Consider the following 21,265-nt stretch of genomic DNA (forward strand, 5'->3'; position numbering starts at 1 on the left):
GGTACCCGCAGGCGGACCCCGGACATGGACCGGCGGCCATCACCGGGCTCCGTAGCGGGCAAGGACTTTGTCGCGCTTGCGCGGATCGATGTTCACCTTGGTGATATCGCCGCCGTAGTGCTCGATTACGCGGTGGTCCATCACCTTTCGCCACAGCGGGGGAAGATAGGTCAAGGTGATCAGGGTGGCATACCCGCTGGGCAGGTTGGGGGCGCCGGACATGCTGCGCAGCGTCTGATAGCGACGCAGGGGGTTGGCGTGATGATCGCTGTGCCGCTGCAGGTGGTAGAGGAAGATGTTGGTGACGATGTGGTCGGAGTTCCAGCTGTGCACCGGCGCGCATCGCTCGTACCGTCCGGAAGCGGTTCGTTGCCGCAGCAGACCGTAATGTTCGAGGTAGTTGACCGATTCCAGCAGCGACGCGCCGTAGAACGCCTGGATGATCAGGAACGGCAGCACCTGCCACCCGAAGACGGCGGGCAGCCCGCCGAACAGGACGATCGACATGACCCAGGCATTGAGCACGTCGTTGCGCGGGCTCCAGGTGGGCTTGTTGATCCGCTGCATGCGGGTCTTTTCCAGTTCCCAGGCCGACTTGAGTGAGCCGAACATGCTGCGCGGCAAGAACATCCAGAAGCTTTCCGCGAAGCGCGCGCTGGCCGGGTCCTCCGGGGTGGCCACCCGCACGTGGTGGCCGCGGTTGTGCTCGATGTAGAAATGTCCGTACAGCGTCTGGGCGAGGGTGATCTTGGACAACCATCGCTCGAGGTTCTCGCGCTTGTGGCCCAACTCGTGGGCGGTATTGATGCCCACCCCGCCCACCACGCCGATGGTCAGCGTCACGCCGATCTTGGAGATCAGGCCCAGGCCGCCGTTGATGCCGAGCCAGCTCAGGTTATCGGCCGTCCACAGGTAGCAGGCCAGCATCAGGCTGACCATCTGGAACGGAATGAACGCGTAGGTGCAGTAGCGGTAGTACTTGTCGTTTTCGAGTCGCTCCATCACCTCGTCGGGCGGGTTTTGGCCGTCGGGGCCGAAGAACAGATCCAGGACGGGCAACAGCACGTAGAGCAGCAGTGGCCCGATCCACCACAACACCGGCGTGGCGGCGTTCCAGCCGAGTTTGCCGAACACCCAGGCAAGCGCCACGCTCACCGGCAACGCCGTGGGCAGGACGAGTCCCACCAGCCACAGGTGTCGCTTACGGTCTCGCCATCGTTCGACCGGCGACTCTATTGCTGCTCCCATTGCGGTAGTCCCCATGGTGTTTCCCTTCTGGACGAGGTCACCGCCGGGGCGGCGGGCCGACCGTGATGAACATATCAGACTATTTGTTTAATTTGTAGATAAATCGTCAAATTTGTTCAAGCGCTCTGGCTGGCGGCTATGGGCGCCGCAGTGACGCGCACACTGGCACTCCAATCGCGGCGCCGGTCCTGACTTCACGAAATCGATTACCCTGCACGATGTTTCGTATGTGACTGGCATCGACCGAAGCCGACGGGGTTAACCCCGGGCGGGTTTGACCGCGGCACCGACGGGGTACCAACTGGGCCATGACCAGCGCTCCCGCCGTTGCCCCTACGCGCACTCTCGAGGTTTGGCCCGGCCGGGCCTACCCGCTGGGCGCGACATACGACGGGGCGGGCACCAATTTCGCGCTGTTCAGCGAGGTCGCCGAGCGGGTCGAGCTGTGCCTGTTCGACACCGACGGCACCGAGACCCGGATCACCCTGCCGGAGGTCGACGCCTTCGTCTGGCACGCTTACCTGCCGACCATCGAACCCGGCCAGCGTTACGGGTATCGGGTCCACGGTCCCTACGACCCCCGCGCCGGCCACCGGTGCAACCCGAACAAGTTGCTGCTGGACCCGTATTCGAAGGCCATCGACGGCATTTTCGACTGGAACCAGTCGCTGTTCGGCTACAACTTCGGTGATCCGGAGAGCCGCAACGAGGACGACTCGGCGGCCAGTATGCCCAAGGCCGTGGTGATCAATCCCTACTTCGACTGGGGCACCGACCGCCCGCCGAATCACCACTATGCCGACACGGTCATCTACGAGGCTCACGTCAAAGGCCTGACGAAAACTCACCCGGACATCCCGGAACACCTACGCGGCACCTACGCCGCGGTGGCCCACCCGGCGATCGTCGAGCACCTCACCAGCATCGGCGTCACCGCGATCGAGCTGATGCCGGTGCACCACTTCGCCAACGACTCCACCTTGGTCGACAAGGGCCTCTCGAATTACTGGGGCTACAACACCATCTCGTTCTTTGCGCCCGACCCGAAGTACTCCAGCGCCACCTCGGCAGGCGGGCAGGTGCAGGAGTTCAAGGCGATGGTGCGCACCCTGCACGAGGCGGGCATCGAGGTCATCCTCGATGTGGTCTACAACCACACCGCCGAGGGCAACCACCTGGGCCCGACACTGTCGATGCGCGGCATCGACAACGCTGCCTACTACCGGCTGGTCGACGACGACAGGCGCTACTACCTGGACCACACCGGCACGGGCAACAGCCTCAACGTCGGTCATCCGCACTCGCTGCAGCTGATCATGGATTCGTTGCGCTACTGGGTGACCGAGATGCACGTCGACGGCTTCCGCTTCGACCTGGCCGCGACGCTGGCCCGGGAGTTCTACGAAGTCGACCGACTGGCAACGTTTTTCGAACTCGTGCAACAGGATCCGACGGTCAGCCAGGTCAAACTCATCGCCGAGCCCTGGGATGTCGGGCCAGGCGGCTACCAGGTGGGCAATTTCCCGCCGCAGTGGACGGAGTGGAACGGAAAGTACCGCGACACGGTCCGCGACTTCTGGCGCGGTGAGCCCGCCACCCTCGACGAGTTCGCCTACCGACTGTCCGGATCGGCCGATCTCTACGAACACACCGCGCGCCGGCCGGTCGCCTCGATCAACTTCGTCACCGCCCACGACGGGTTCACGCTGCGCGACCTGGTGTCCTACAACGACAAGCACAACGAGGCCAACGGCGAGGACAACAACGACGGCGAGAGCTACAACCGGTCGTGGAACTGCGGCGCTGAAGGACCGACCGACGACCCCGGCATCAACGAGCTGCGAGCCCGCCAGCAGCGTAACTTCCTCACTACCTTGTTGCTGTCCCAGGGCGTGCCGATGATCTGCCACGGTGACGAACTCGGACGCACCCAGAACGGAAACAACAACGGCTACTGCCAAGACAACGAAATCACCTGGGTCAATTGGGCCGAGGCCGACACCGGCCTGCTGGATTTCACGCGCGCGGTGTCGGCACTGCGCGCCAACCACCCGGTGTTTCGCCGGCGCCGGTTTTTCAGCGGCAAGCCGGTGGGCCGTCGCGGCCAGGACGGTCTGCCCGACATCGCCTGGTTTGCCGCCGACGGGTCGGAGATGACCGAGGAGGACTGGGGCGCCAGCTTCGCGAAATCTATCGCGGTGTTCCTCAACGGCCACGGCATCCCCGACCGCGACCTACGGGGTCAGCGGGTGCTCGACGACTCGTTCGTCCTGTGCTTCAACGCCCACTACGAGCCGATTGAATTCACCTTGCCGCCGGCCAAATTCGGCGAGAGGTGGCGCACGGTGATCTATACCGGTGCCCGGCAGCTGGCGCCGTGCGACGAATTGCCCGCCGCGGCAAGGCTCACCGTCGACGCGCGCAGCGCGGTGGTGCTGCAGGCCGCTGTCGCCAGCATTGCCGGGCAGTTGCGGCCGGCCGTCTCGCCGAGACTGTAATTTTGCAGGCCCGCACTCGTACTTTGTCTGCAATAACACAGTTTCGGCGACCCGATACGCTGTGGCTTTGGCGGGTCTCGTCGCACCTGGCGCTTGGGGTAGGAGGCGGGTATGTCGAAAACGGTGGTCATCGGCGCCTCGAGCGGGTTGGGGCGCTGCATCGGTATCGGGCTTGCGCAGCGCGGCGATGACGTCGCGCTGCTCGCTCGGCGGCTCGAGCGAACCCAGGCCGCGGCCACCGAAGCCGGTCCTGGTGCCATCGCCTTGGAATGCGACGTCACCGACGAGGCGTCGTGTCGATCGGCCATCGCCGAAGCCGCCGCGGCGCTCGGCGGAATCGACAACCTCGTCTACGCCCCGGGCATCAGCCCACTGGTCCGCTTGGTCGATACCGATGCCGACACCTGGCGGCGAGTCTTCGACACCAACGTCATCGGCGCGGCGGTGGCGACCGCGGCAGCGGTGCCACACTTGGCCGTCGCCTCGGGCAAGGCGGTCTACCTGTCATCCGACACGGGTGGTTACACACCGCCGTGGCCCGGTCTCGGCGCGTACGGGGTCAGCAAGGCGGCCCTGGAGAGATTGGTCGAGGCGTGGCGAGCCGAGCACCCCGATATCGGGTTTACCTGCCTCATCGTGGGCGAGTGCGCGGGCGGCGAGGGCGATGCGCGGACCGGAATGAACATCGGCTGGGACAGCGATCTCGCCCGGAAGGCGTATCCGCTGTGGCTGTCCGCAGGCGCCATGCCCGGCAAGTTGATGCCGGTCGAGGACTTGGTCAATGTGGTGCACACCATCCTGCGCACCGACGCGGCGACGTCGATGCCGATCGTGGTCGCCAGGGGGGCATCGGCTGCCGGCGGCCCGGTTCTCGACGGCGGTTAGGGGAGCCGGCCTGATGCGCAGCGCGAGCGTAACGCCAGGGCGATATCCGGCGCGATTTTTCGCCGTGGCGTTACGCCCGGCGAAACACGCCTGGCCTCACCCGGTTATCAGGCTCCACAGCCCCCCTGACGCCGCTTCCAGTGCCCCGCGGGTGACCTGCTCGTCCCAGTAGTGGACCGAACCGAACTCCGAGCGCCACGCCAGTGCCGCGCGGGTGTACTCGTGCAGGCGGTGTTCGCGGGTGGTACCCATCGCGCCATGGACCTGGTGAGCATTGCGCACCACGACCGAACAGGCCTGACCAGCACACGAACGCGCAACGGCGACAAGGAAATCGAGGTTCGGCGCGGACCAGTCGCTGCGAACCGCCGCGGTGAGCGCGGCCTCCGTCGCGGCCCGGGCGAGGGCGGCCTCGGCGGCGATGTCGGCGACCAGGTGCTGGATCGCCTGGAATTTCGACAGCGGCCGGCCGAACTGGACCCGTGATGTCGCATGCTCGACGGACAGCTGCACAATCCGGTCCAGCGCCGCACATACCTGGATCGACCGCACCAGCGCGGACCTACGCGCCAGCGTCGCCACCACCGGCGCGGCGACCGGAACCCCGCGCAGCACAGCGGGATCCGCCGATACCGAGTCGCGCGGTTCACCGATCAGGTTGGTCCCAGCGGTGATAACGAGCGATTCTGCCGCCACCTCGGCCAGCTGGTAGTCGGAGCCGGTTCGCCAGACCACCACGATCCGGTCGGCACCGCTCGCCCAGGGCACGTCGTCGGCCACACCCCGGTCGTCGAGCAGACACACCGTCCGCACGGCGCTGTCGGCGGGCATCTGGTTGGCCTGCAACAGCCAGCACGCCAACAAATCGTGTTCGGCCAACGGAATTCGCACCGCATAACGAACCGCCGCAGCAAGCAGCTCGGCTGCTTCGTACCAGCCGGCTCCGCTGCCGCCGGACTCTTCGGGCCCGGTGAGTCGCACCAGGCCGAGATCATCGAGGCGTCTCCACAGTGCCGCGTCACCCACCACGCCCCCAGGATGAATGTCGCGGTAGTGGGCGAAGACGGCATCCATCATCTCGACCAGATCGGGGTCGACGGCGCCGGTTGGGTCGACGGTGCCAGTCATCGCAGCCCCAGCCCCCGCGCGATGAGCCCCCGCAACACCTCGTTGGTTCCGCCCCGCAGCGTGAAGCCCGGACGCTGGTCGATCGCCCGCGACACCAGCTCGGCGTGGTGCGAATCGCCACCGGCGTGCCGGTCGGCGAAGTCGGCGATGTCGCCTTCGGCGGTGGTGCCGAGCACCTTGACCACCGCCGCGGAGATGTCGGCCCGATCATGGCGCTGCAGCGCCCCGGCCACCGCGGCCGACATCTGATGCAGCCCGGCAATCCGCGCCACCAGCCGCCCCAGCTCGGCATCGTGGGAAAGTCGTTGCAGGGCCATGTTTTCGGTGGCCGACGCCAGCAGCACGAACGTCGACAGGAAGCGTTCGGGCCCGTTGCGCTCGAAACTCAGCTCGGACGTCACCTGTTGCCAACCATTGCCGATTTCGCCGAACACCATGTCGTCGGGCACGAACACCCGGTCGAGGATCACCTCGTTGAAGTGGTGGTCGCCGTTCATCGAGATGACCGGCCGGACTTCGACGCCGGCCGCGCGCAGGTCGACGATGAACTGACTGAGCCCCGCATGCCGGTCACCGGAGTCCACCGGTGCGGTGCGGGCGAGCACGATGAACGCGTGCGCGCGGTGGGCGCCCGACGTCCAGACCTTGGTGCCCGACAGCGACCAGCCGCCGTCGACACGGTCGGCCCAGGTGCGCACACTGGCCAGATCGGAGCCGGAGTCGGGTTCGCTCATGCCGATCCCGAAGAAGCACTCGCCACGCACAATCCGGGGCAGGAAATGGGATTTCTGCGATTCCGTACCGTATTTGAGCAGCGACGGCACGATCTGGCGGTCCGCTACCCAGTGCGCGGCGACGGGAGCACCGGCTGCCAGCAGTTCTTCGGTGACGACGAACCGCTCCACGAACGAGCGTCCGTGCCCGCCGTATTCGACGGGCACGGTCATGCCCAGCCAGCCGCGTGCTGCCAGCGCGGCGGTGAACTCCTCGTCCCATTGCGTCAGCCAGGCATCGACGGACGGGGTGAACGCTCCGGCGTCCAGTTGCTCGGCGAGAAACGCGCGAACCTCGGTGCGCAACGCGTCGGTGACCGATGGATCGACGACCGCGGGCGGCACCAACCTAGTCGGTGCCATCAACGCGTCTTCCACTTGGCGATGCGGTGCTGGTGCTCGGGATCGCGATGGGCCAGCGGTTGCATGGCCGCGGCCAGCCCCAGCGTCGACTCCAGCGAACCGCCCCGCGACTCCTGCAGCAGACGCTTGGCCATCCGCAATGCGTGGGCGGGATTCTTGCTGATGCGTTCGGCCAGCGCCTGAGCTTCGGTCAGCAGTTCGTCGTGCGGCACCACCCGGCTCACCATGCCCCACTGCAGGGCGGTCGCGGCGTCCACTCGGTCGCCGGTGAACGTCATCTCCGCGGCGCGTTCGTAGCCGACGATCCGCTGCAGAAACCAGGTGCCGCCGTCGCCGGGGATCAGCCCGAGCTGGACGAAGCTTTCGGCGAACCAGGCGCGCTCCGACGCGACCCGGACGTCGCACATCATCGCCAGGTCGCAGCCGGCGCCGATGGCCGGCCCGTTGATCGCCCCGATCAACGGAACCTCGAGCCGGGTCAAGGCCCGCGGGATCCGCTGGATGCCGTCGATATAGGCGTGCCGCTGGTCGAGTGCGTCCAGCCCGAACATCCCGTCGCGGTTGGCCATCTCCTTGACGTTGCCACCCGCGGAGAAGATCTTGCCCGCCCCGGTGAGGATGATCGCGCGGCTACCGGTGTCGGCGTTGGCTTGGTCGACGGCTGCCTCGAATGCGGTGATGAAATCCTTGCCGGTGATCGCGTTCCCGACATTGGGCAGATTGATCGTCCAGATCCGGATCGGTCCGTTGTTGGCAATGTCCAAGACGGTGCTCATGACCGAAACTGTAAGGACTCGGTCTTGCACTAACCCGCTCGCGGTGTCCGAATGGAACTGGTGGCTTTCGCCGATGCCACGTGGTGCTGGCCCGCAGCGCGGAGGAGGAACCATGCCCGACGTCGCGAAGTATGGCCCGTGGGCGGTGATCGCCGGTGGTTCGGAGGGCGTAGGAGCGGAGTTCGCCAAGCAGTTGGCCGGTGGCGGGTTCAACCTGGTGCTGATCGCGCGCAAGCCGGGGCCGTTGGCCGACACCGCGGACAGGTGGGTGACCCGGATGCTCGAACTGGTACACCACTTCGGGCGGCTGATGCGGGCTCGGCGACGCGGCGGCATCCCGCTGGTCGGTTCGACCGCGGCCATGTACGGTTCGATGCGGCAGTCGGTGTACACCGGCGTCAAGTCGTTCAGTCGGCTGTTCGCCGAGAGCCTGTGGCTGGAACTGCGCGACCACGGGGTTGACGTTCTCGAGCTGGTGCTGGGGGTGACCCGCACGCCGGCCATGCAGCGAGCCGGACTGAACTTCGACGTGCCGGGGATTTCGGTCGCCGAACCCGCCGACGCGGCGCGCGAGGGGTTGGCGAACCTGGCAAGCGGCCCGGTATTCATCGCCGGAGACAACGCCGCGGCGGTGCACCGCGGCAGTGGACCCGATCGTGCCGCGATAGTCCTCGGCGGGCACCGGCTGATGCAGAAACTCATCGGTGCCGCGCGCCGCGATGCGTCAGGAGACCGACGCTGAGATCGTCAGCTGCCCGGCCCGATGACGAAACAGCGGCCGGTGCTGCTGTCCAGAAACACTTCTGCCACAGCGGATTGGTTGATGGTCGCAAACTCGAAGCGGTGTACTTGTTGTCCCGCTTGGATATCGGCTTCCAGGGATTCGGTGGTGCCGTCCTTCTTGCGCACCACCGCGGTGACCTTGTCGGGTGTCGACATGTTTTGCGGCTCATGGAAATACCACACCTCGATGCCGGCCCCTGACGACGTTGCCTGCCAGCCATCGGAATAGAAACACGCGGGATTGCCCTCGGCGTCCGGCGGCGGCGGTGGACAGATCGACAACCCCACACACGGTGCGGTGGTGGCAGGCGACGTGGTGGTACCGGGTTGGGTGGTGCTCGCAGTGGTCGTGCTGACGGTCGTCGAGGTGGAACTCGAAGCCGATGCGTGTGGCGGCGCCTGCTGCTGCGACGCGCATGCCACGATCCACGGCCAACTCAGCGCGAGGACGACCAGCAACCTGATTATCGGCATCGGATTCCTTCGGTGCTCGTCCCGGGCCGGGTATGCGGCTCGACCTGTCGGCGCGTGATTGTACGCACCGCCGGGCTTGAGATCACGGATGCGTCGACGTCGGCCCGGCCAGGCCCGGAGTCCAAGGACCCGAAGGAGCCGGGCATTACTGCCCTAGCAGGGCCAACGTCGAGCTGGTGAACTTCGGTCAGCATGTGTCGGGCTCTGCTGCGGTGAACGTCGAAAGTATCGTTAAACGATAGGATTTTCGAGGTGGTTGGCGATACGGCAGCTGCGGGCGGCCGGTGGCTATCGAAAGTTCGCCGACTGATCGAACCGGCCCTGGTGGTGTCGACCGTCGGTCTGTTGGCCGCCGGTGGGATCGCCTGGTTGCTCGGTGAACGCGGCGTGGCCGACGGCTGCTGGATCGCGGGTACGGTGCTGGCCGTCGTGCCGGCTTCCGTCTGGGTAATGGCCGCGTTGCGCCGGGGCCGGATCGGCGTCGACGTCATCGCGGTGTTGTCACTGATCGGCACCCTGCTGGTGGGCGAATACCTGGCCGGCGCATTGATCGCGGTGATGCTGGCAAGTGGTCGTGCTCTCGATGCGGCCGCCGAACGCCGCGCATCGCGCGACCTGCGGTCGCTGCTCGAGCGGGCGCCGCGGTTTGCGCGGCGACGTGCCGGCACGCAGGTGAGCCTTGTTCCGTTGGCGGAGGTGGTCGTCGACGACATTGTCATCGTCGGCCCGGGCGAGGTGGTCCCCGTGGACGGGCGCATCATCGACGTGGTGGCCGTCCTGGACGAGTCCGCGCTGACCGGCGAGCCGTTGCAGGTGGAACGTGCGGTCGGCGAACCGGTCCGCAGCGGTGTGGTCAACGCCGGCAGCGCTTTTGAGCTGCGCGCCACCGCAACCGCCGACCAGAGCACCTATGCCGGCATTGTCCGAATGGCGCAGCAGGCGGGCGCGGAGACGGCGCCCATCGTGCGGTTGGCCGACCGCTACGCGGCATGGTTCCTGCCGCTATCGCTGCTGCTGGCGGCGGCGGCCTGGCTGGCGAGCGGCTCGGCCGTCCGCGCCGTGGCGGTCCTGGTGGTGGCAACCCCATGTCCGCTGCTGCTGGCCGCGCCGGTGGCGATCGTCTCCGGCCTGTCCCGGGCCTCCCGGGCCGGAGTAGTGATCCGCAGCGGAGTCGCGTTGGAAAACCTGGGGCACGCAACGACTTTGGTGATGGACAAGACCGGCACGCTGACCATGGGACGTCCTGCGGTGGTCGACGTGGTGGCCGCCCCCGGCCGGGACTCCACCGAGACGCTGCGGCTGGCTGCCTCGGTGGACCAGCTTTCCCCGCACGTCCTGGCCGAGGCCATCGTCACCGAAGCGCTCAGCCGTGGTCTGCGGTTGTCGCTTCCCGCCGATGTCGTCGAAGAGCCGGGCCGCGGTGTCAGCGCCAGCATCGACGGGCATCGCGTCACGGTCGGCAAGTCGGCCGCCGACACCCTGACCGGCGCCTGGGTGCGAGCCGCGGTCAACCGGGCCCGGTTGGACAGCGCGGCGATCGCCTGGGTCTGCGTCGACGGTGACCTGGCCGGGGCGGTGTTGCTGCGCGACCCGTTGCGCCGGCAGGCGCCGCGCACCGTGCGCCGATTGCGCGAGGCCGGGCTGACCCGGCTGATCCTGCTCACCGGCGACCGGGCCGAACCGACGCGGGAGGTCGCCACGATTCTGGGCCTGGACGAGGTCTACGCCGACCAGAGCCCGGCCGACAAGTTCGCCGCGGTGCGCGCCGAATCCGAACGGGCGGTGACGGTGATGGTCGGTGACGGCGTCAACGACGCCCCCGCGCTGGCGGCGGCCACGGTCGGGGTGGCGATGGGCGCCCGGGGAGCCACCGCGTCTTCGGAGGCCGCCGACATCGTCTTGACCACCGATCGGCTCGACCGGCTCGCCGATGCGATGGACATCGCGCGCTGGTCCCGGCGCATCGCGGTGCAGAGCGCGGTCGTCGGCATGGGCCTGTCGCTGCTGGCCATGGCGATCGCGGCGCTGGGCTGGCTGCCGCCCGCGGCCGGTGCATTGTTGCAGGAAGGTATCGATATCGCGGTGATCGGCAACGCGCTGCGGGCGTTGCGCGGTAACCCGGACACCGAGTTGCGCTTGGCCGCGGGTACCGAGCAGCTGCTGCATCGCTTCGCTGACGAACACGACCAGCTACGGGACACCATCGGGCTGTTGCGCACCGCCGCCAACCGGGTGGCTGCCGGACCCGATGCCGCGGCGCTGGCGTCGTTGACCGCGGCGCATACCTTGCTGACTGAGCGGATCCTGCCGCACGAACAGGCGGAGGAGGCTCAGCTTTACCCGGCGCTGGCGCGCCCGCTGGGCAGCGGTGAAGCCACCGCCACCATGAGCCGCACCCATGCCGAAATCCAGCGGCTTTCCGATCGGATCGCGACCCACCTGGCGTTGGCGCAGTCGGCCGGGGCAATCCAGCACGACCAAGTCGATGACCTGCTGGCCTGCCTGTACGGCCTGTATGCGCTGTTGCGGCTGCACTTCGTGCAGGAAGAGGAAAGCTACTTTACCCTCGCCGAGGACGACGCCGCGGCCGGCCCGCCACCGCGGCCAGCGGGCGCGCGAGCACGCAAATCCTGAATCGCGGTTCGCCGGCCTGGCGTCGAGAGGACGTTCGCCGATTCGGCAATGGCACAAAGTCCTTCGCTGCAAGGACGCCGTGCCCTCGTCCGGCCGATGTGATTGCGCGATCGTTGGTAGGACGACTCCGCCGACCGAAAGGAGTAATGTCCATGATTGCGCATTTCCCGGATGCCGGCACCGTCCGCACGGTCTTGAGGCTGGCTTCTCGGGCGCCGTCTGTGCACAACACGCAGCCGTGGCGGTGGCGGGTCGGGGAGGCGTCCCTGCATCTCTACGCCGACGCCAGCCTGCAGTTGCCCACCACCGACCCGGAAGGGCGGGACCTGATCCTGAGTTGCGGTGCGGCACTCAACCACTGCGTCATCGCCCTGGCCGCGACGGGTTGGCAAGCCAAAGTGGGTAGGCTGCCCAATCCGGCGGACCCGAGTCATCTCGCCTCGATCGAAGTGTCTCGTCAGAACGCCGATCAGCTCGATATCACGCTGGCCGCGGCGATACCGCGGCGGCGAACCGATCGGCGGCACTACAGTTTCTGGCCGGTGCCGATCAGCGACATTGCATTGATGGCTGCGCGGGCGGCCCGCAGTGGGGTAACGCTACACCAGGTCGATGCCATGGACAAGCTGAATGCCGTTGTGGCGAAATCGGTTTGGGACCACGCATCCGATGCCGACTATCTCGCCGAGCTCACCGCGTGGAGCGGCCGGCACGCCTCGGCGGTCGGCGTTCCCGCCCGCAATACGCCTATACCCGACCCCACGGCGCCGATACCCAGCCGGCGTTTCGCCGGCCCGGCGCTGGCCATGCCGCCGGATGTCTCACCCGCCGACGACAATGCGGTGATGCTGGCCCTGGGAACGCGCACCGACGACCGGCTGGCTCAGCTACGCGCCGGTGAGGCAACCAGCGTCGTGCTGCTAACCGCGACGGCGATGGGACTGGCCAGTTGCCCCGTCACCGAACCGCTGGAAATCGCCGAAACACGTGCGGCGGTTCGTGCCGATGTCTTCGGGGATAGCCAGTATCCGCAAATGCTGCTGCGGGTGGGCTGGGCGCCCATCAATGCCGATCCGTTGCCGGCGACGCCGCGACGTGACCTCTCGGAGACCGTCGAGTGGATTGCCGACGGCGAGAAATCTGTCAACGGATAGGCGTCCGATAGCCAAGGCCCGCCAGAAGTTTCAGGAAGTTGCGATGGAGACGTTCACGATAGACCCGCGCTGTTGGCGGCTCGCCCGCTTGGTCGGCCGCAATCCGCTGCTTCGGCGCACCGACCGTCTCGAAGCTCTGCTGCTGCTGGTCGCGCTGATCGCGTCGCTTTTTCTGATACCTGCCGCCGCTGTCGTGGGAGCCGAGGTCTTCGACGCCCGGGATCGCCAGTACGCCGCGCAGGCACAGGCACGGCACCCGGTCACGGCCACGGTCACCGGTGCCACCCATAACCCGAACTCCGACGGGATTGTCGTGCACGTGCAGTGGCCTGCGGCGGCCGGCGAGCGCACCGGCTCGTTCCGGCACAGTGCCTCGCTCAATGTGGGGCAGCGCGTCGAAATCTGGGTGGACCGGGACGGCAATCTTGCCAGGCCACCGACACCGAGGTGGCATGCGGGTGTGGACGCGGTCGTCACCTCGGTGCTAATCGTGCTGACATGCGGTGTCGCGATAGCGTCACTGGTCGCCTTGGTCCGCTCCCGGCTCGACCGGGCGCGCGATGCCGCGTGGGAGCGTGACATCAGGTGCCTGCAGGACGACGGTGGCCGGACGAATCGGTATTGAACACATGCGCCGGGACAAGATTCAGATGCCGCAGCCTTCGCCAGTGCTCGTGAAATAGGCTGATGACGTGTCGATGACCAGACATGGGGAAGACTCCGACGCAGCATTGCTGGACACCGTCGGGTTGCGCCGCCTAGTCGAGGTACTGATCCAGCGGGGCTATCGCGTCATTGGTCCGGCGTTGCGCGACAACGCGATTGTGCTCGCCGAACTTGACTCGGCCGACGATCTTCCTCGCGGCTGGGGCGTCGACGTGGCGCCGGGGCACTATCGGGTGCGCCGGCGCGACGACGACGCGGTGTTCGGGCATTCGGCCGGCCCGCAGTCGTGGAAACAGTTCCTGCACCCGCCTCGGCAGCGGTTGTGGGCCGGCACCCGCGACGGCTTCGGCGCCACCGAATCCGAGGATGTTCCGCGGTATGCGTTCCTCGGGGTGCGCGGCTGCGATCTGGCCGCGATCGCGACGCTCGACCGGGTGCTGGGTAGCGCGGCATATCCCGACAGCACCTTCGTCGGCCGCCGGCGGCAGGCGTTCGTGGTCGCGGTGAATTGCACCGAACCGGGCGGGCTGTGTTTCTGCGCCTCGATGGGCACCGGACCGGCGGTCGGCCCCGGTTACGACCTGGCGTTGACCGAGCGCGTCGGCGCCGACGGGGTGACCTACCTGGTGGACGTTGGCAGCCAAGACGGCGCCGACGTGCTCGTGGAGTTACCGCATCGGCCGGCTGGCGGCGACGAAATCGATTGTGCGCGCACCGATGTCGAGGCCGCATCGCATCGGATGGGACGCCAGATGCCGGACACGGATCTGCGTGAGCTACTTGTCCGGTCACGCGAGTCGCCGCAGTGGGAAGAGGTGGCCAGTCGCTGTCTGACCTGTGGCAACTGCACGATGGTGTGCCCGACCTGCTACTGCACCAGCACCGAAGACGTCACCGACCTGACCGGTGAGCACGCTGAACGCTGGCAGCACTGGGCGTCCTGCTACGAATTCGACTTCACCTATGTCCACGGCGGCGGCAGTGTGCGCCGGTCCGGCGCGTCGCGTTACCGGCACTGGCTCACCCACAAACTGGGTACCTGGCATGACCAGTTCGACATGTCGGGCTGCGTCGGCTGCGGGCGATGCATTGCCTGGTGTCCCACCGGCATCGACATCACCGAGGAAATGAACAAGATGGCCCGCGATGACGGACCGGGCTGACCGGGTGACCAGCGCCGCGCCGCCGTCTGCGATGGCGCCGGTACCGTATCGGGTGCGCAGCCGGGTGGTGGAAAGCCCGGATGCGGCGACGTTGTGTCTGGAGCCGCTCGACGCGGTACTTCCCGCGCCGCAGCCCGGTGAATTCATGATGCTCTACGCATTCGGCGTCGGCGAAGCGGCGATATCCATCAGCGGCGATCCCACCGTCACCGACGGCTCGATTACCCACACCATTCGCGCGGTCGGGGCGGTCAGCCGCGCTCTGCACGACGCCCAGCCGGGCACCCTGGTCGGTGTGCGCGGGCCGTTCGGCACCACCTGGGGGCTCGACGAGGCGGCCGGACGGGATTTGGTGATGGTGGCCGGCGGTGTGGGACTGTGCCCGCTGCGTCCGGCAATCCTTGGCGCGTTGGCTGATCGGTCGCGCTACGGCCGGTTGATGCTCATCGTGGGTGCCCGCTCCAAGGCCGACTTCGTGTTCGCCGCACAACTGCAGGAGTGGGCGCAAGACTCTCGGGTCGAACTACATCTGACCGTCGACGTTCCGGTCCGGGGCTGGCACGGCGAAGTCGGGCTGGTGACCGAGCCGATCCGGCGGTTGACGTTGACGCCCGACCGCACCACCGCGTTCCTGTGCGGGCCCGAGCCCATGCTCCGGTTCGGGGCAGCCGCGCTGCTCGCCAAAGGCATGGCGGCCCAAGACATTCGGGTATCACTGGAGCGGAACATGCAGTGCGGTGTCGGCTGGTGCGGCCACTGCCAGCTGGGCCCATTGCTGGTGTGCCGGGACGGGCCGGTCGTCGGTTACGACGTCGCCGGCCCGCTACTACGGGTCAAGGAGCTGTAGATGAGTCCTAGTCTGGCGGTGTGGAAATTCGCCTCGTGTGACGGTTGCCAGCTGACCTTGCTCGACTGCGAGGACGAGCTGCTCACCCTTGCCGACCAGGTCCAGATCGCCACGTTCGCCGAGGCCTCCAGCGCGATGGTCGGCGGGCCGTACGACATATCACTGGTCGAGGGCTCCGTCACCACCCGCCACGACGAGCAGCGCATCCGGGAGATCCGGGATCAGTCAAAGATTTTGGTCACCATCGGCGCGTGCGCGACCGCCGGCGGGGTGCAGGCGCTGCGCAACTTCGCCGACGTCGGCGAGTTCACCTCGCTGGTCTACGCGAACCCGGAATACATTGACACCCTGGCGACTTCGACACCGGCGGCCGCACACGTCAAGGTCGACTACCAGCTGCACGGCTGCCCGATCGACCGCGGACAACTCCTGGACACCCTCGCCGCGCTGCTGGTCGGGCGCAAACCGCGGCTGCCGGCCAAGACGGTGTGCACCGAATGCAAACTGCGCGGCACGACGTGTGTCGTTGTCGCCGAAGGCATTCCGTGCCTGGGGCCGGTCACCCATGCCGGCTGCGGCGCCTTGTGTCCCAGCCATCATCGTGGCTGCTACGGCTGTTTCGGGCCGTCAGCGGCACCGCAAACCGCCACGCTTATCCCGCTGCTGCGTCGCGACGGGATGTCCGACGGGGAGGTCGACCGGGTGTTCTCGACGTTCAACGTCACCGCGTTCGCCGCTGAACGAGCCGCTGAACGAGCTGATGTGCGGAGCGACCGATGACCCCGCGAAACCGGACGCTGAGCGTCGGCACCCTGACCCGCGTCGAAGGGGAAGGGGCGCTGCACGTCACGCTGAAGGACGGCACCCTGGACAGCGTGCAGCTCAACATCTACGAGCCGCCGAGGTTTTTCGAAGCATTCCTGCGGGGGCGGTGCTACACCGAGCCGCCGGACCTGACCGCGCGGATCTGCGGCATCTGCCCGGTCGCCTACCAGGTCAGCGCCTGCAACGCGATCGAACAGGCCTGCGGCGTCGAGGTGGATCCCGAGCTCGTCGCGCTGCGCCGGCTGCTGTACTGCGGCGAATGGATCCACAGCCACGTCCTGCATGTCTACCTGCTGCACGCGCCGGACTTCCTCGGCTGTCCGGACGTGATCGCGCTAGCCCGCGACCAGCGTGCGGCGGTCGAGCGCGGGTTGCGGCTGAAGAAGGCGGGCAACAAGCTGATGGAATTCATCGGCGGGCGTTCGATACACCCGATCAACGTGCGCCTGGGCGGGTTCTACTCGGTGCCCAGCCGTTCTCAGTTCGCGCCGCTGGCCGAGCAGTTGCGCCGGGCGCTCGACGACGCGCTGGCGACGGTGGAGTGGGTGTCCGGGTTCGACTTTCCCGACCTGGAGCTCGACCACGAGATGCTGGCGTTGAGCCAGCCGGGCCGATATGCGATCGAGAACGGCGCCATCGCCCGCAGCGCCGGCCCGTCGTTCCCGGTGGCCGAATTCAGTGGGCACGTGCACGAGTCGCAGGTGGCGCATTCGACGGCGCTGCATGCCACCCTTGACGGGGGCCGCTACCTGACCGGGCCGATGGCGCGGTATTGCCTCAATTCGTCGGCGCTGTCGCCGATCGCCGCCGAGGCCGCCGCAGCCGCAGGGCTGTCCGGTGAATGCCGAAATCCGTTCCGCAGTATCGTGGTTCGTGCTGTCGAGGTGGTCTACGCGATCGAGGAGGCGTTGCGCATCATCGACGGATACCAGCGGCCGTCGCGACCGTTCGTGGAGGTCCCGGCCCGTCCGGGCGTCGGTCACGGCGTCAGTGAGGCGCCCCGCGGCCTGCTGTACCACCGATACGAAATCGACGACGACGGGCTGATTTCCGCGGCGACGATCATCCCGCCCACCTCGCAGAACCAGGCGGCCATCGAGGACGACCTGGCTCGTGTGGTTTCGGCGAACCTCGCCCTCGACGACGCCGAGTTGACCACCCTATGCGAACGGGTGATCCGCAACTACGATCCGTGCATCTCCTGCTCAGCGCATTTCTTGACGCTGACGGTGCAGCGCGGATGACCGCGGGCTCGGTCGTCGTCGTCGGGCTGGGCAATCGCTACCGCCGCGACGACGGCGTGGGGGTTGCCGCCGCCGCCGCGCTCGACGAACTGGGGTTGCCCGATGTTGTTGTGGTGAGCGACATTGTGGAGCCGATGAGCCTGCTGGAGGCGTGGTCGGGTGCTGGGCTGGCCATCGTGATCGATGCCGCCGTCGCGGTGCCGGCCATGCCGGGCCGGGTAACCCGTTGCGCGCTCAGCGATCTGGTTACCGCAACGGCCGGGGTGAGTTCACATCGCGTCGACGTCGCAGCGGCATACGCACTTGGGCAGGCTCTTGACCGGGTGCCCGACACGCTGGAGGTGATTTCCGTGGACGTGGCCGATACCGACCACGGCGTGGGCTTGACACCGCAGGTGGAAGCGGCCATACCGACGGTGGTCGGCATGGTAGTCGATGAAATCGATCGGGCGTGCTGAGCCGTTATGCGGCTAACGTTTGCTGTTAAGAAGGAAATACGCGCACTGACCAAGGCGGTGGCCATATTGGGGCCAGGATGGTGCTGATTAGTCATCGCGCTCAGCGGAGTCCTGGGCCCGGTAATCACATCTTTCACATTGGTCTCTGGCCGACCCGCTGCACAATTTGCCCGCCTTTCAGCGACAAACAAAGGAGGGCAACAGAATTGTCGCTGAAAGGCGGACACAGTGAACACCCCAAACCCGTGGAGACTGGTGTGGCTGATGGGAAAGTCGCAGTTGCGTCCAACAACTCGGGCCACTGGATCAGCGCCGTCTAGCAGCACCCGTCGCCCCAGAAAGCGGCGATTTCTATAGAAAAAGTCGCCGGGCTGGGGCAAACTCCAACCGAACCAACGAAGGCGAGCTGTAGCAGATGCCGGGCGAATTTCCGGTGACACTCCATAACGATGGAACCGTGGCCGGGCTTTGGTTGTTGAAAGTCGGAGTTCCGCTCCCACGGGTTAGACATGAGGAGGCTGAGCGTCGATGTGTGCGATGTCACTAACCTGAGCGCGAACCGTGGTCCGCTTTCCGTTGATCTCGATGACGAGTGTTCCAGATGCTTGGGGCTGCGCGGATTGTTCAGGGATAATGATTGCGCGCTCGTGTGGCGCCAGGTCGAGGATTTCCAGTGCCCGATCCGGGCTCGGCTGAACCAGGCGGTCTCCGGCTAATTGCCAGACGGTCTGCGGAACGGTGGTGCTCATATCGGAGCAGTTCCAACTGGAATAGCTCAGCGTGGCGGGCCCGCCTGCCGGCCACCACATCTTGGAGATTCGAGATCCGACTGCCTCGCTTGGTGGCTGGTTGAGTTCTATGGTCTGTTGCGACCGATCAGCCAGCTTGATCAGCGTGACCGCTCCCTGGCCGCACGCGTTGCTCGATCTTCGGTAGAGGCCGAAGGCGTAGTCGTCGCCGTCCGGGCTGACGGCGCCGATTGAAACCGGAGTGTTGGTATCAGCTTTACCTAATGGGACAGTCGAACCCGACCGGATTGCGTAAAGGGTATCGGGGCCGCCGAAGGGCGAGGGGTCTGATTCCACTCGCGTGAGAATCACTGTGCCGTTGCGCGCCGCGACCAGCATGGGGTCGCGCGGGATCAACGAGTTCGCTAATGGAGGTAGGTCGACAACTTGACGCACGATAGCGCCGTCGGACGGTTTGGTGAGATCTAGCTGCATGACTTGTTGATGTCCATCCAGCCACACAATCGTGCTGCCGCCGCCGGTGCCAAGTCGTTGGGTAACCGGTATTGGCACTGTGTTGACTCGGTGATTCTGAACGTCAATGGTGGTTAGCGCGGTGGGTGATGAGCGAGCGAATATGAAGTGTCCATCGTCGGTGATCAGTGGCGTGCCAGAAGGTTCAGTATACGTCCCGCTGGCCTTGGCGATAACGGTGGTTCCTTGGATTAGGCCCAGCTCATCGGCGGAGCGGTAGGCTACCAGGCTCTCCTTCGTCGTACCGGAATCATTGGCTGGAGTATTCGTTTGTCCCTCGCAGCCGACAAGCACTGCCGCACAAACTTGAACGGTTGTGGCTATTCGAAATGATGCCCGGAGGATGCGATGACTTACTGTGCTGTGTGGATTCAATTCTAGTGCGCTCCAAGAACTCTCAATGCGGTAGCGTAATACTGGTCTCGGTCGGCTTTGTTGGTTAGTCCGCCGTTAATTGCGCGAGTGATGTCATCAAAGTTGGCGGGGCCGCCATCGGCGAGGATATTGAGGTTGTGGGTGGTCCAATACCACTGCGCAATACGAAAGCCGATGTCGGGGCGTGCAGCTAGGTCTGGGTTATTGGCTAAATCAACGCCAAGCGCCTGCCCTGCTCGGGTGTAATTCGAGCGACCAGTGATCTGAATTGGGCCTCTTCCTTTGAAACGAGGTCCGTCACCAGGCTGAATATTACCGAGGTCAGTTCGGCCTTCGTAGGCCGAGCCGTCTGCGAACTCTTCGAACCACTTTAGCTCGCCACTCTCATGCGCAAGTTGAGCAAGGAATGCTGCACGGCGCTGTGGCTTATTGATTTGCGCTTCCGCCATTGCTTTGTCCAACATGGGCAGATATTGTGCGGCTTTTTCCGGCGATAGCGTTGGCATTATCTGGCGCAACTGTTCGGCTGTGATGCCGTCGGGCGGACTGTCAACCGCAGGAGCAGGTGTCGGCTGCCGAGTTTGGTCGAGCGGGGCCTCGCCAACTGCCGCTCGCAGGGCGGTGGCCAGTTCGTGGTCGGCTGCGTGGGCGCGCAGTCTGACTTCGTCGAGGTCTGCCTGGAGGAGCTGTAAGGTAGTGATGAATTGCAGGTCGTGTCCGCGCCCGACGCCGGTGTTGCCGATGTCGATTTGCCAGCCAGGGGTGACGGTCCAGTGGTTCGCCCGGGCAAGCTCGTCAACCTTATTGAGCATGGATTTGCATTGTCGGATGTCTTCCTCGGCACGCTGCACCACGGCACCCACCCGTGCAGATTCTTGCCCATCAGCTTCAATGTCAGTGCGATTCTTGCCTAGGCTGGAATGAAAAGCCTCCCTGCCTTCGCCGTGCCACTGCGAAAGTATGTCCTTAACTTCTTGGAGGTTGTCTCCCAGGCGCTGCAACGTTGTGGCCCGGTCGGTGGCGACCTTGAATACCTGCTGGATAGTCGACAAATCCCAACGCCTGACGTCGTCAGGGGTCAGCGGCTCCATCAAGCACCCGGTGCTCTCACAACCGACGTCATTGCCTGAACCGATGCGTCCTCGTTGTCGAGGTAGTCGGCCAATGCTGCTCCCATGCCCATGCCGAGCTCCGTCCCTGACCACAGGTGATCGCGGTGTCGGATCCACCAACGGGTCGAAACCTCGTTCAGCGCTCGTTGTGAGGCGCCTATCCAGCCCAGTGTCGCTTCGGCCAAGTTATTGTCATGGTCGAGAAATTCCACAGCGGCCTCCTCGAAGGCGCTGAGCACCTGCTTGGACCCATGGTGAAGCGTGACCGGATCAACCCTAATCTCCTGCGGCGCCATGGCGATTCTCTCTCTGTGTCTGACGTGCGCGGCACAGCATAACTTGCCCGTGCTGGTGGGTGTAGCAAGTGGCACTTCACGAGAAGTGCCCGCGAAACACTCTCTGTGTGAGGTTCCCCAGAAACGGTGGACATCTGAGATAGCGGGACGCTGGTCCCCTGGAAGGATGTTCTTATGTCACGACCTCGGCGTTCGTATACCCCTGAGTACAGGGTCGAGGCCGCACATCTGGTGATCGATGGCAATCGGCGCGTTGCTGAAGTTGCCCGTGAACTGGATTTGCACGAGAACCTGCTGCATG

Annotated in this window: 20 protein-coding genes; 12 read left to right on the forward strand and 8 right to left on the reverse strand. The window is 65.9% G+C overall.

Going from position 1 to position 21,265, the window contains the following annotated elements:
* Positions 1-39: 39 nt before the first annotated feature.
* Entirely contained in the window at positions 40-1,248 is a 1,209-nt protein-coding gene (locus CDN38_RS23395) for an alkane 1-monooxygenase (protein ID WP_408633022.1), read from the reverse strand.
* A 308-nt stretch (positions 1,249-1,556) separates the two neighbouring features.
* Here CDN38_RS23395 and glgX point away from each other — a divergent pair, with 308 nt between their 5' ends.
* Together glgX and CDN38_RS23405 are read left to right on the forward strand one after the other, a co-directional pair.
* Positions 1,557-3,746 (forward strand): glycogen debranching protein GlgX, encoded by a 2,190-nt coding sequence (gene glgX, locus CDN38_RS23400; protein WP_075512641.1) that lies wholly within the window; start codon positions 1,557-1,559, stop codon positions 3,744-3,746.
* A gap of 123 nt (positions 3,747-3,869) precedes the next feature.
* Positions 3,870-4,631: an SDR family oxidoreductase gene (locus CDN38_RS23405; protein ID WP_180276440.1), complete on the forward strand. Its 762-nt coding sequence runs from the start codon at positions 3,870-3,872 to the stop codon at positions 4,629-4,631.
* Positions 4,632-4,727: 96 nt separating this feature from the next.
* Here the strand turns inward: CDN38_RS23405 and CDN38_RS23410 are convergent, their stop codons facing one another.
* The 3 genes from CDN38_RS23410 to CDN38_RS23420 are packed head-to-tail and all read right to left on the reverse strand — an operon-like array spanning position 4,728 to position 7,671.
* Positions 4,728-5,759: an acyl-CoA dehydrogenase family protein gene (locus tag CDN38_RS23410; protein ID WP_075512643.1), complete on the reverse strand. Its 1,032-nt coding sequence runs from the start codon at positions 5,757-5,759 to the stop codon at positions 4,728-4,730.
* Positions 5,756-6,895 (reverse strand): acyl-CoA dehydrogenase family protein, encoded by a 1,140-nt coding sequence (locus CDN38_RS23415; protein WP_075512659.1) that lies wholly within the window; start codon positions 6,893-6,895, stop codon positions 5,756-5,758. The genes CDN38_RS23410 and CDN38_RS23415 overlap by 4 nt, the downstream gene beginning before the upstream one ends.
* Entirely contained in the window at positions 6,895-7,671 is a 777-nt protein-coding gene (locus CDN38_RS23420; RefSeq protein WP_099319210.1) for a crotonase/enoyl-CoA hydratase family protein, read from the reverse strand. The genes CDN38_RS23415 and CDN38_RS23420 overlap by 1 nt, the downstream gene beginning before the upstream one ends.
* Positions 7,672-7,783: 112 nt before the next feature.
* On the opposite strand from CDN38_RS23420, the gene CDN38_RS23425 reads away from it, so the two are divergent.
* Positions 7,784-8,413, forward strand: a complete 630-nt coding sequence (locus tag CDN38_RS23425; protein WP_075512645.1) for an SDR family NAD(P)-dependent oxidoreductase — start codon at positions 7,784-7,786, stop codon at positions 8,411-8,413.
* Between the two features lie 5 nt (positions 8,414-8,418).
* On the opposite strand, the gene CDN38_RS23430 is transcribed toward CDN38_RS23425, so the two are convergent.
* The gene (locus CDN38_RS23430) at positions 8,419-8,928 is read right to left on the reverse strand and encodes a hypothetical protein (RefSeq protein ID WP_075512646.1); all 510 of its coding nucleotides are present in this window, start codon (positions 8,926-8,928) and stop codon (positions 8,419-8,421) included.
* A 252-nt stretch (positions 8,929-9,180) separates the two neighbouring features.
* Here CDN38_RS23430 and CDN38_RS23435 point away from each other — a divergent pair, with 252 nt between their 5' ends.
* The 8 genes from CDN38_RS23435 to CDN38_RS23470 all read left to right on the forward strand — a co-directional run bounded on the left by CDN38_RS23435 (position 9,181) and on the right by CDN38_RS23470 (position 17,919).
* Positions 9,181-11,562, forward strand: coding sequence for a heavy metal translocating P-type ATPase (locus CDN38_RS23435; protein ID WP_075512647.1), 2,382 nt, complete (start codon positions 9,181-9,183; stop codon positions 11,560-11,562).
* Positions 11,563-11,714: 152 nt separating this feature from the next.
* On the forward strand, positions 11,715-12,716 hold the full coding sequence (locus CDN38_RS23440; protein WP_099319465.1) for an Acg family FMN-binding oxidoreductase: 1,002 nt from the start codon (positions 11,715-11,717) through the stop codon (positions 12,714-12,716).
* A 43-nt stretch (positions 12,717-12,759) separates the two neighbouring features.
* Positions 12,760-13,341: an Rv1733c family protein gene (locus CDN38_RS23445; protein ID WP_075512648.1), complete on the forward strand. Its 582-nt coding sequence runs from the start codon at positions 12,760-12,762 to the stop codon at positions 13,339-13,341.
* Positions 13,342-13,414: 73 nt separating this feature from the next.
* Complete coding sequence (locus CDN38_RS23450) at positions 13,415-14,545, forward strand: 4Fe-4S dicluster domain-containing protein (protein WP_075512661.1); 1,131 nt, start codon at positions 13,415-13,417, stop codon at positions 14,543-14,545.
* Positions 14,529-15,392 carry an FAD/NAD(P)-binding protein gene (locus tag CDN38_RS23455; RefSeq protein ID WP_075512649.1) on the forward strand — a complete coding sequence of 288 codons (864 nt, stop codon included), beginning with the start codon at positions 14,529-14,531 and terminating at the stop codon, positions 15,390-15,392. Before CDN38_RS23450 ends, CDN38_RS23455 begins: the two co-directional genes overlap by 17 nt.
* Positions 15,393-16,172: an NADH-quinone oxidoreductase subunit B family protein gene (locus CDN38_RS23460; protein WP_075512650.1), complete on the forward strand. Its 780-nt coding sequence runs from the start codon at positions 15,393-15,395 to the stop codon at positions 16,170-16,172. It begins immediately after the preceding gene.
* The gene (locus CDN38_RS23465; RefSeq protein WP_075512651.1) at positions 16,169-17,461 is read left to right on the forward strand and encodes a Ni/Fe hydrogenase subunit alpha; all 1,293 of its coding nucleotides are present in this window, start codon (positions 16,169-16,171) and stop codon (positions 17,459-17,461) included. The genes CDN38_RS23460 and CDN38_RS23465 overlap by 4 nt, the downstream gene beginning before the upstream one ends.
* Complete coding sequence (locus CDN38_RS23470; protein WP_075512652.1) at positions 17,458-17,919, forward strand: hydrogenase maturation protease; 462 nt, start codon at positions 17,458-17,460, stop codon at positions 17,917-17,919. The genes CDN38_RS23465 and CDN38_RS23470 overlap by 4 nt, the downstream gene beginning before the upstream one ends.
* 503 nt (positions 17,920-18,422) lie before the next feature.
* On the opposite strand, the gene CDN38_RS23475 is transcribed toward CDN38_RS23470, so the two are convergent.
* From CDN38_RS23475 to CDN38_RS23485, 3 genes are all read right to left on the reverse strand, one after another.
* Positions 18,423-19,475: a hypothetical protein gene (locus CDN38_RS23475; protein ID WP_142361320.1), complete on the reverse strand. Its 1,053-nt coding sequence runs from the start codon at positions 19,473-19,475 to the stop codon at positions 18,423-18,425.
* Between the two features lie 83 nt (positions 19,476-19,558).
* Positions 19,559-20,647: a glycoside hydrolase family 19 protein gene (locus CDN38_RS23480; protein ID WP_099319211.1), complete on the reverse strand. Its 1,089-nt coding sequence runs from the start codon at positions 20,645-20,647 to the stop codon at positions 19,559-19,561.
* Positions 20,647-20,880, reverse strand: a complete 234-nt coding sequence (locus tag CDN38_RS23485; protein ID WP_153043605.1) for an RNA 2'-phosphotransferase — start codon at positions 20,878-20,880, stop codon at positions 20,647-20,649. Before CDN38_RS23485 ends, CDN38_RS23480 begins: the two co-directional genes overlap by 1 nt.
* A 258-nt stretch (positions 20,881-21,138) precedes the next feature.
* Here CDN38_RS23485 and CDN38_RS32500 point away from each other — a divergent pair.
* The coding region (locus CDN38_RS32500) for a transposase (protein ID WP_142361366.1) at positions 21,139-21,265 on the forward strand (127 nt) is incomplete at its 3' end.

This window comes from Mycobacterium ostraviense, from assembly GCF_002705925.1.
Lineage (GTDB): Bacteria > Actinomycetota > Actinomycetes > Mycobacteriales > Mycobacteriaceae > Mycobacterium > Mycobacterium ostraviense.

What these genes read in the sequence shown, in the direction of transcription:
- CDN38_RS23395 (WP_408633022.1), bottom strand. Translation starts at nt 1,248, where the DNA reads ATGGGAGCAGCAATAGAGTCGCCGGTCGAACGATGGCGAGACCGTAAG.
- glgX (WP_075512641.1), top strand. Translation starts at nt 1,557, where the DNA reads ATGACCAGCGCTCCCGCCGTTGCCCCTACGCGCACTCTCGAGGTTTGG.
- CDN38_RS23410 (WP_075512643.1), bottom strand. Translation starts at nt 5,759, where the DNA reads ATGACTGGCACCGTCGACCCAACCGGCGCCGTCGACCCCGATCTGGTC.
- CDN38_RS23415 (WP_075512659.1), bottom strand. Translation starts at nt 6,895, where the DNA reads ATGGCACCGACTAGGTTGGTGCCGCCCGCGGTCGTCGATCCATCGGTC.
- CDN38_RS23420 (WP_099319210.1), bottom strand. Translation starts at nt 7,671, where the DNA reads ATGAGCACCGTCTTGGACATTGCCAACAACGGACCGATCCGGATCTGG.
- CDN38_RS23425 (WP_075512645.1), top strand. Translation starts at nt 7,784, where the DNA reads ATGCCCGACGTCGCGAAGTATGGCCCGTGGGCGGTGATCGCCGGTGGT.
- CDN38_RS23430 (WP_075512646.1), bottom strand. Translation starts at nt 8,928, where the DNA reads ATGCCGATAATCAGGTTGCTGGTCGTCCTCGCGCTGAGTTGGCCGTGG.
- CDN38_RS23440 (WP_099319465.1), top strand. Translation starts at nt 11,715, where the DNA reads ATGATTGCGCATTTCCCGGATGCCGGCACCGTCCGCACGGTCTTGAGG.
- CDN38_RS23445 (WP_075512648.1), top strand. Translation starts at nt 12,760, where the DNA reads ATGGAGACGTTCACGATAGACCCGCGCTGTTGGCGGCTCGCCCGCTTG.
- CDN38_RS23450 (WP_075512661.1), top strand. Translation starts at nt 13,415, where the DNA reads ATGACCAGACATGGGGAAGACTCCGACGCAGCATTGCTGGACACCGTC.
- CDN38_RS23455 (WP_075512649.1), top strand. Translation starts at nt 14,529, where the DNA reads ATGACGGACCGGGCTGACCGGGTGACCAGCGCCGCGCCGCCGTCTGCG.
- CDN38_RS23460 (WP_075512650.1), top strand. Translation starts at nt 15,393, where the DNA reads ATGAGTCCTAGTCTGGCGGTGTGGAAATTCGCCTCGTGTGACGGTTGC.
- CDN38_RS23465 (WP_075512651.1), top strand. Translation starts at nt 16,169, where the DNA reads ATGACCCCGCGAAACCGGACGCTGAGCGTCGGCACCCTGACCCGCGTC.
- CDN38_RS23470 (WP_075512652.1), top strand. Translation starts at nt 17,458, where the DNA reads ATGACCGCGGGCTCGGTCGTCGTCGTCGGGCTGGGCAATCGCTACCGC.
- CDN38_RS23480 (WP_099319211.1), bottom strand. Translation starts at nt 20,647, where the DNA reads ATGGAGCCGCTGACCCCTGACGACGTCAGGCGTTGGGATTTGTCGACT.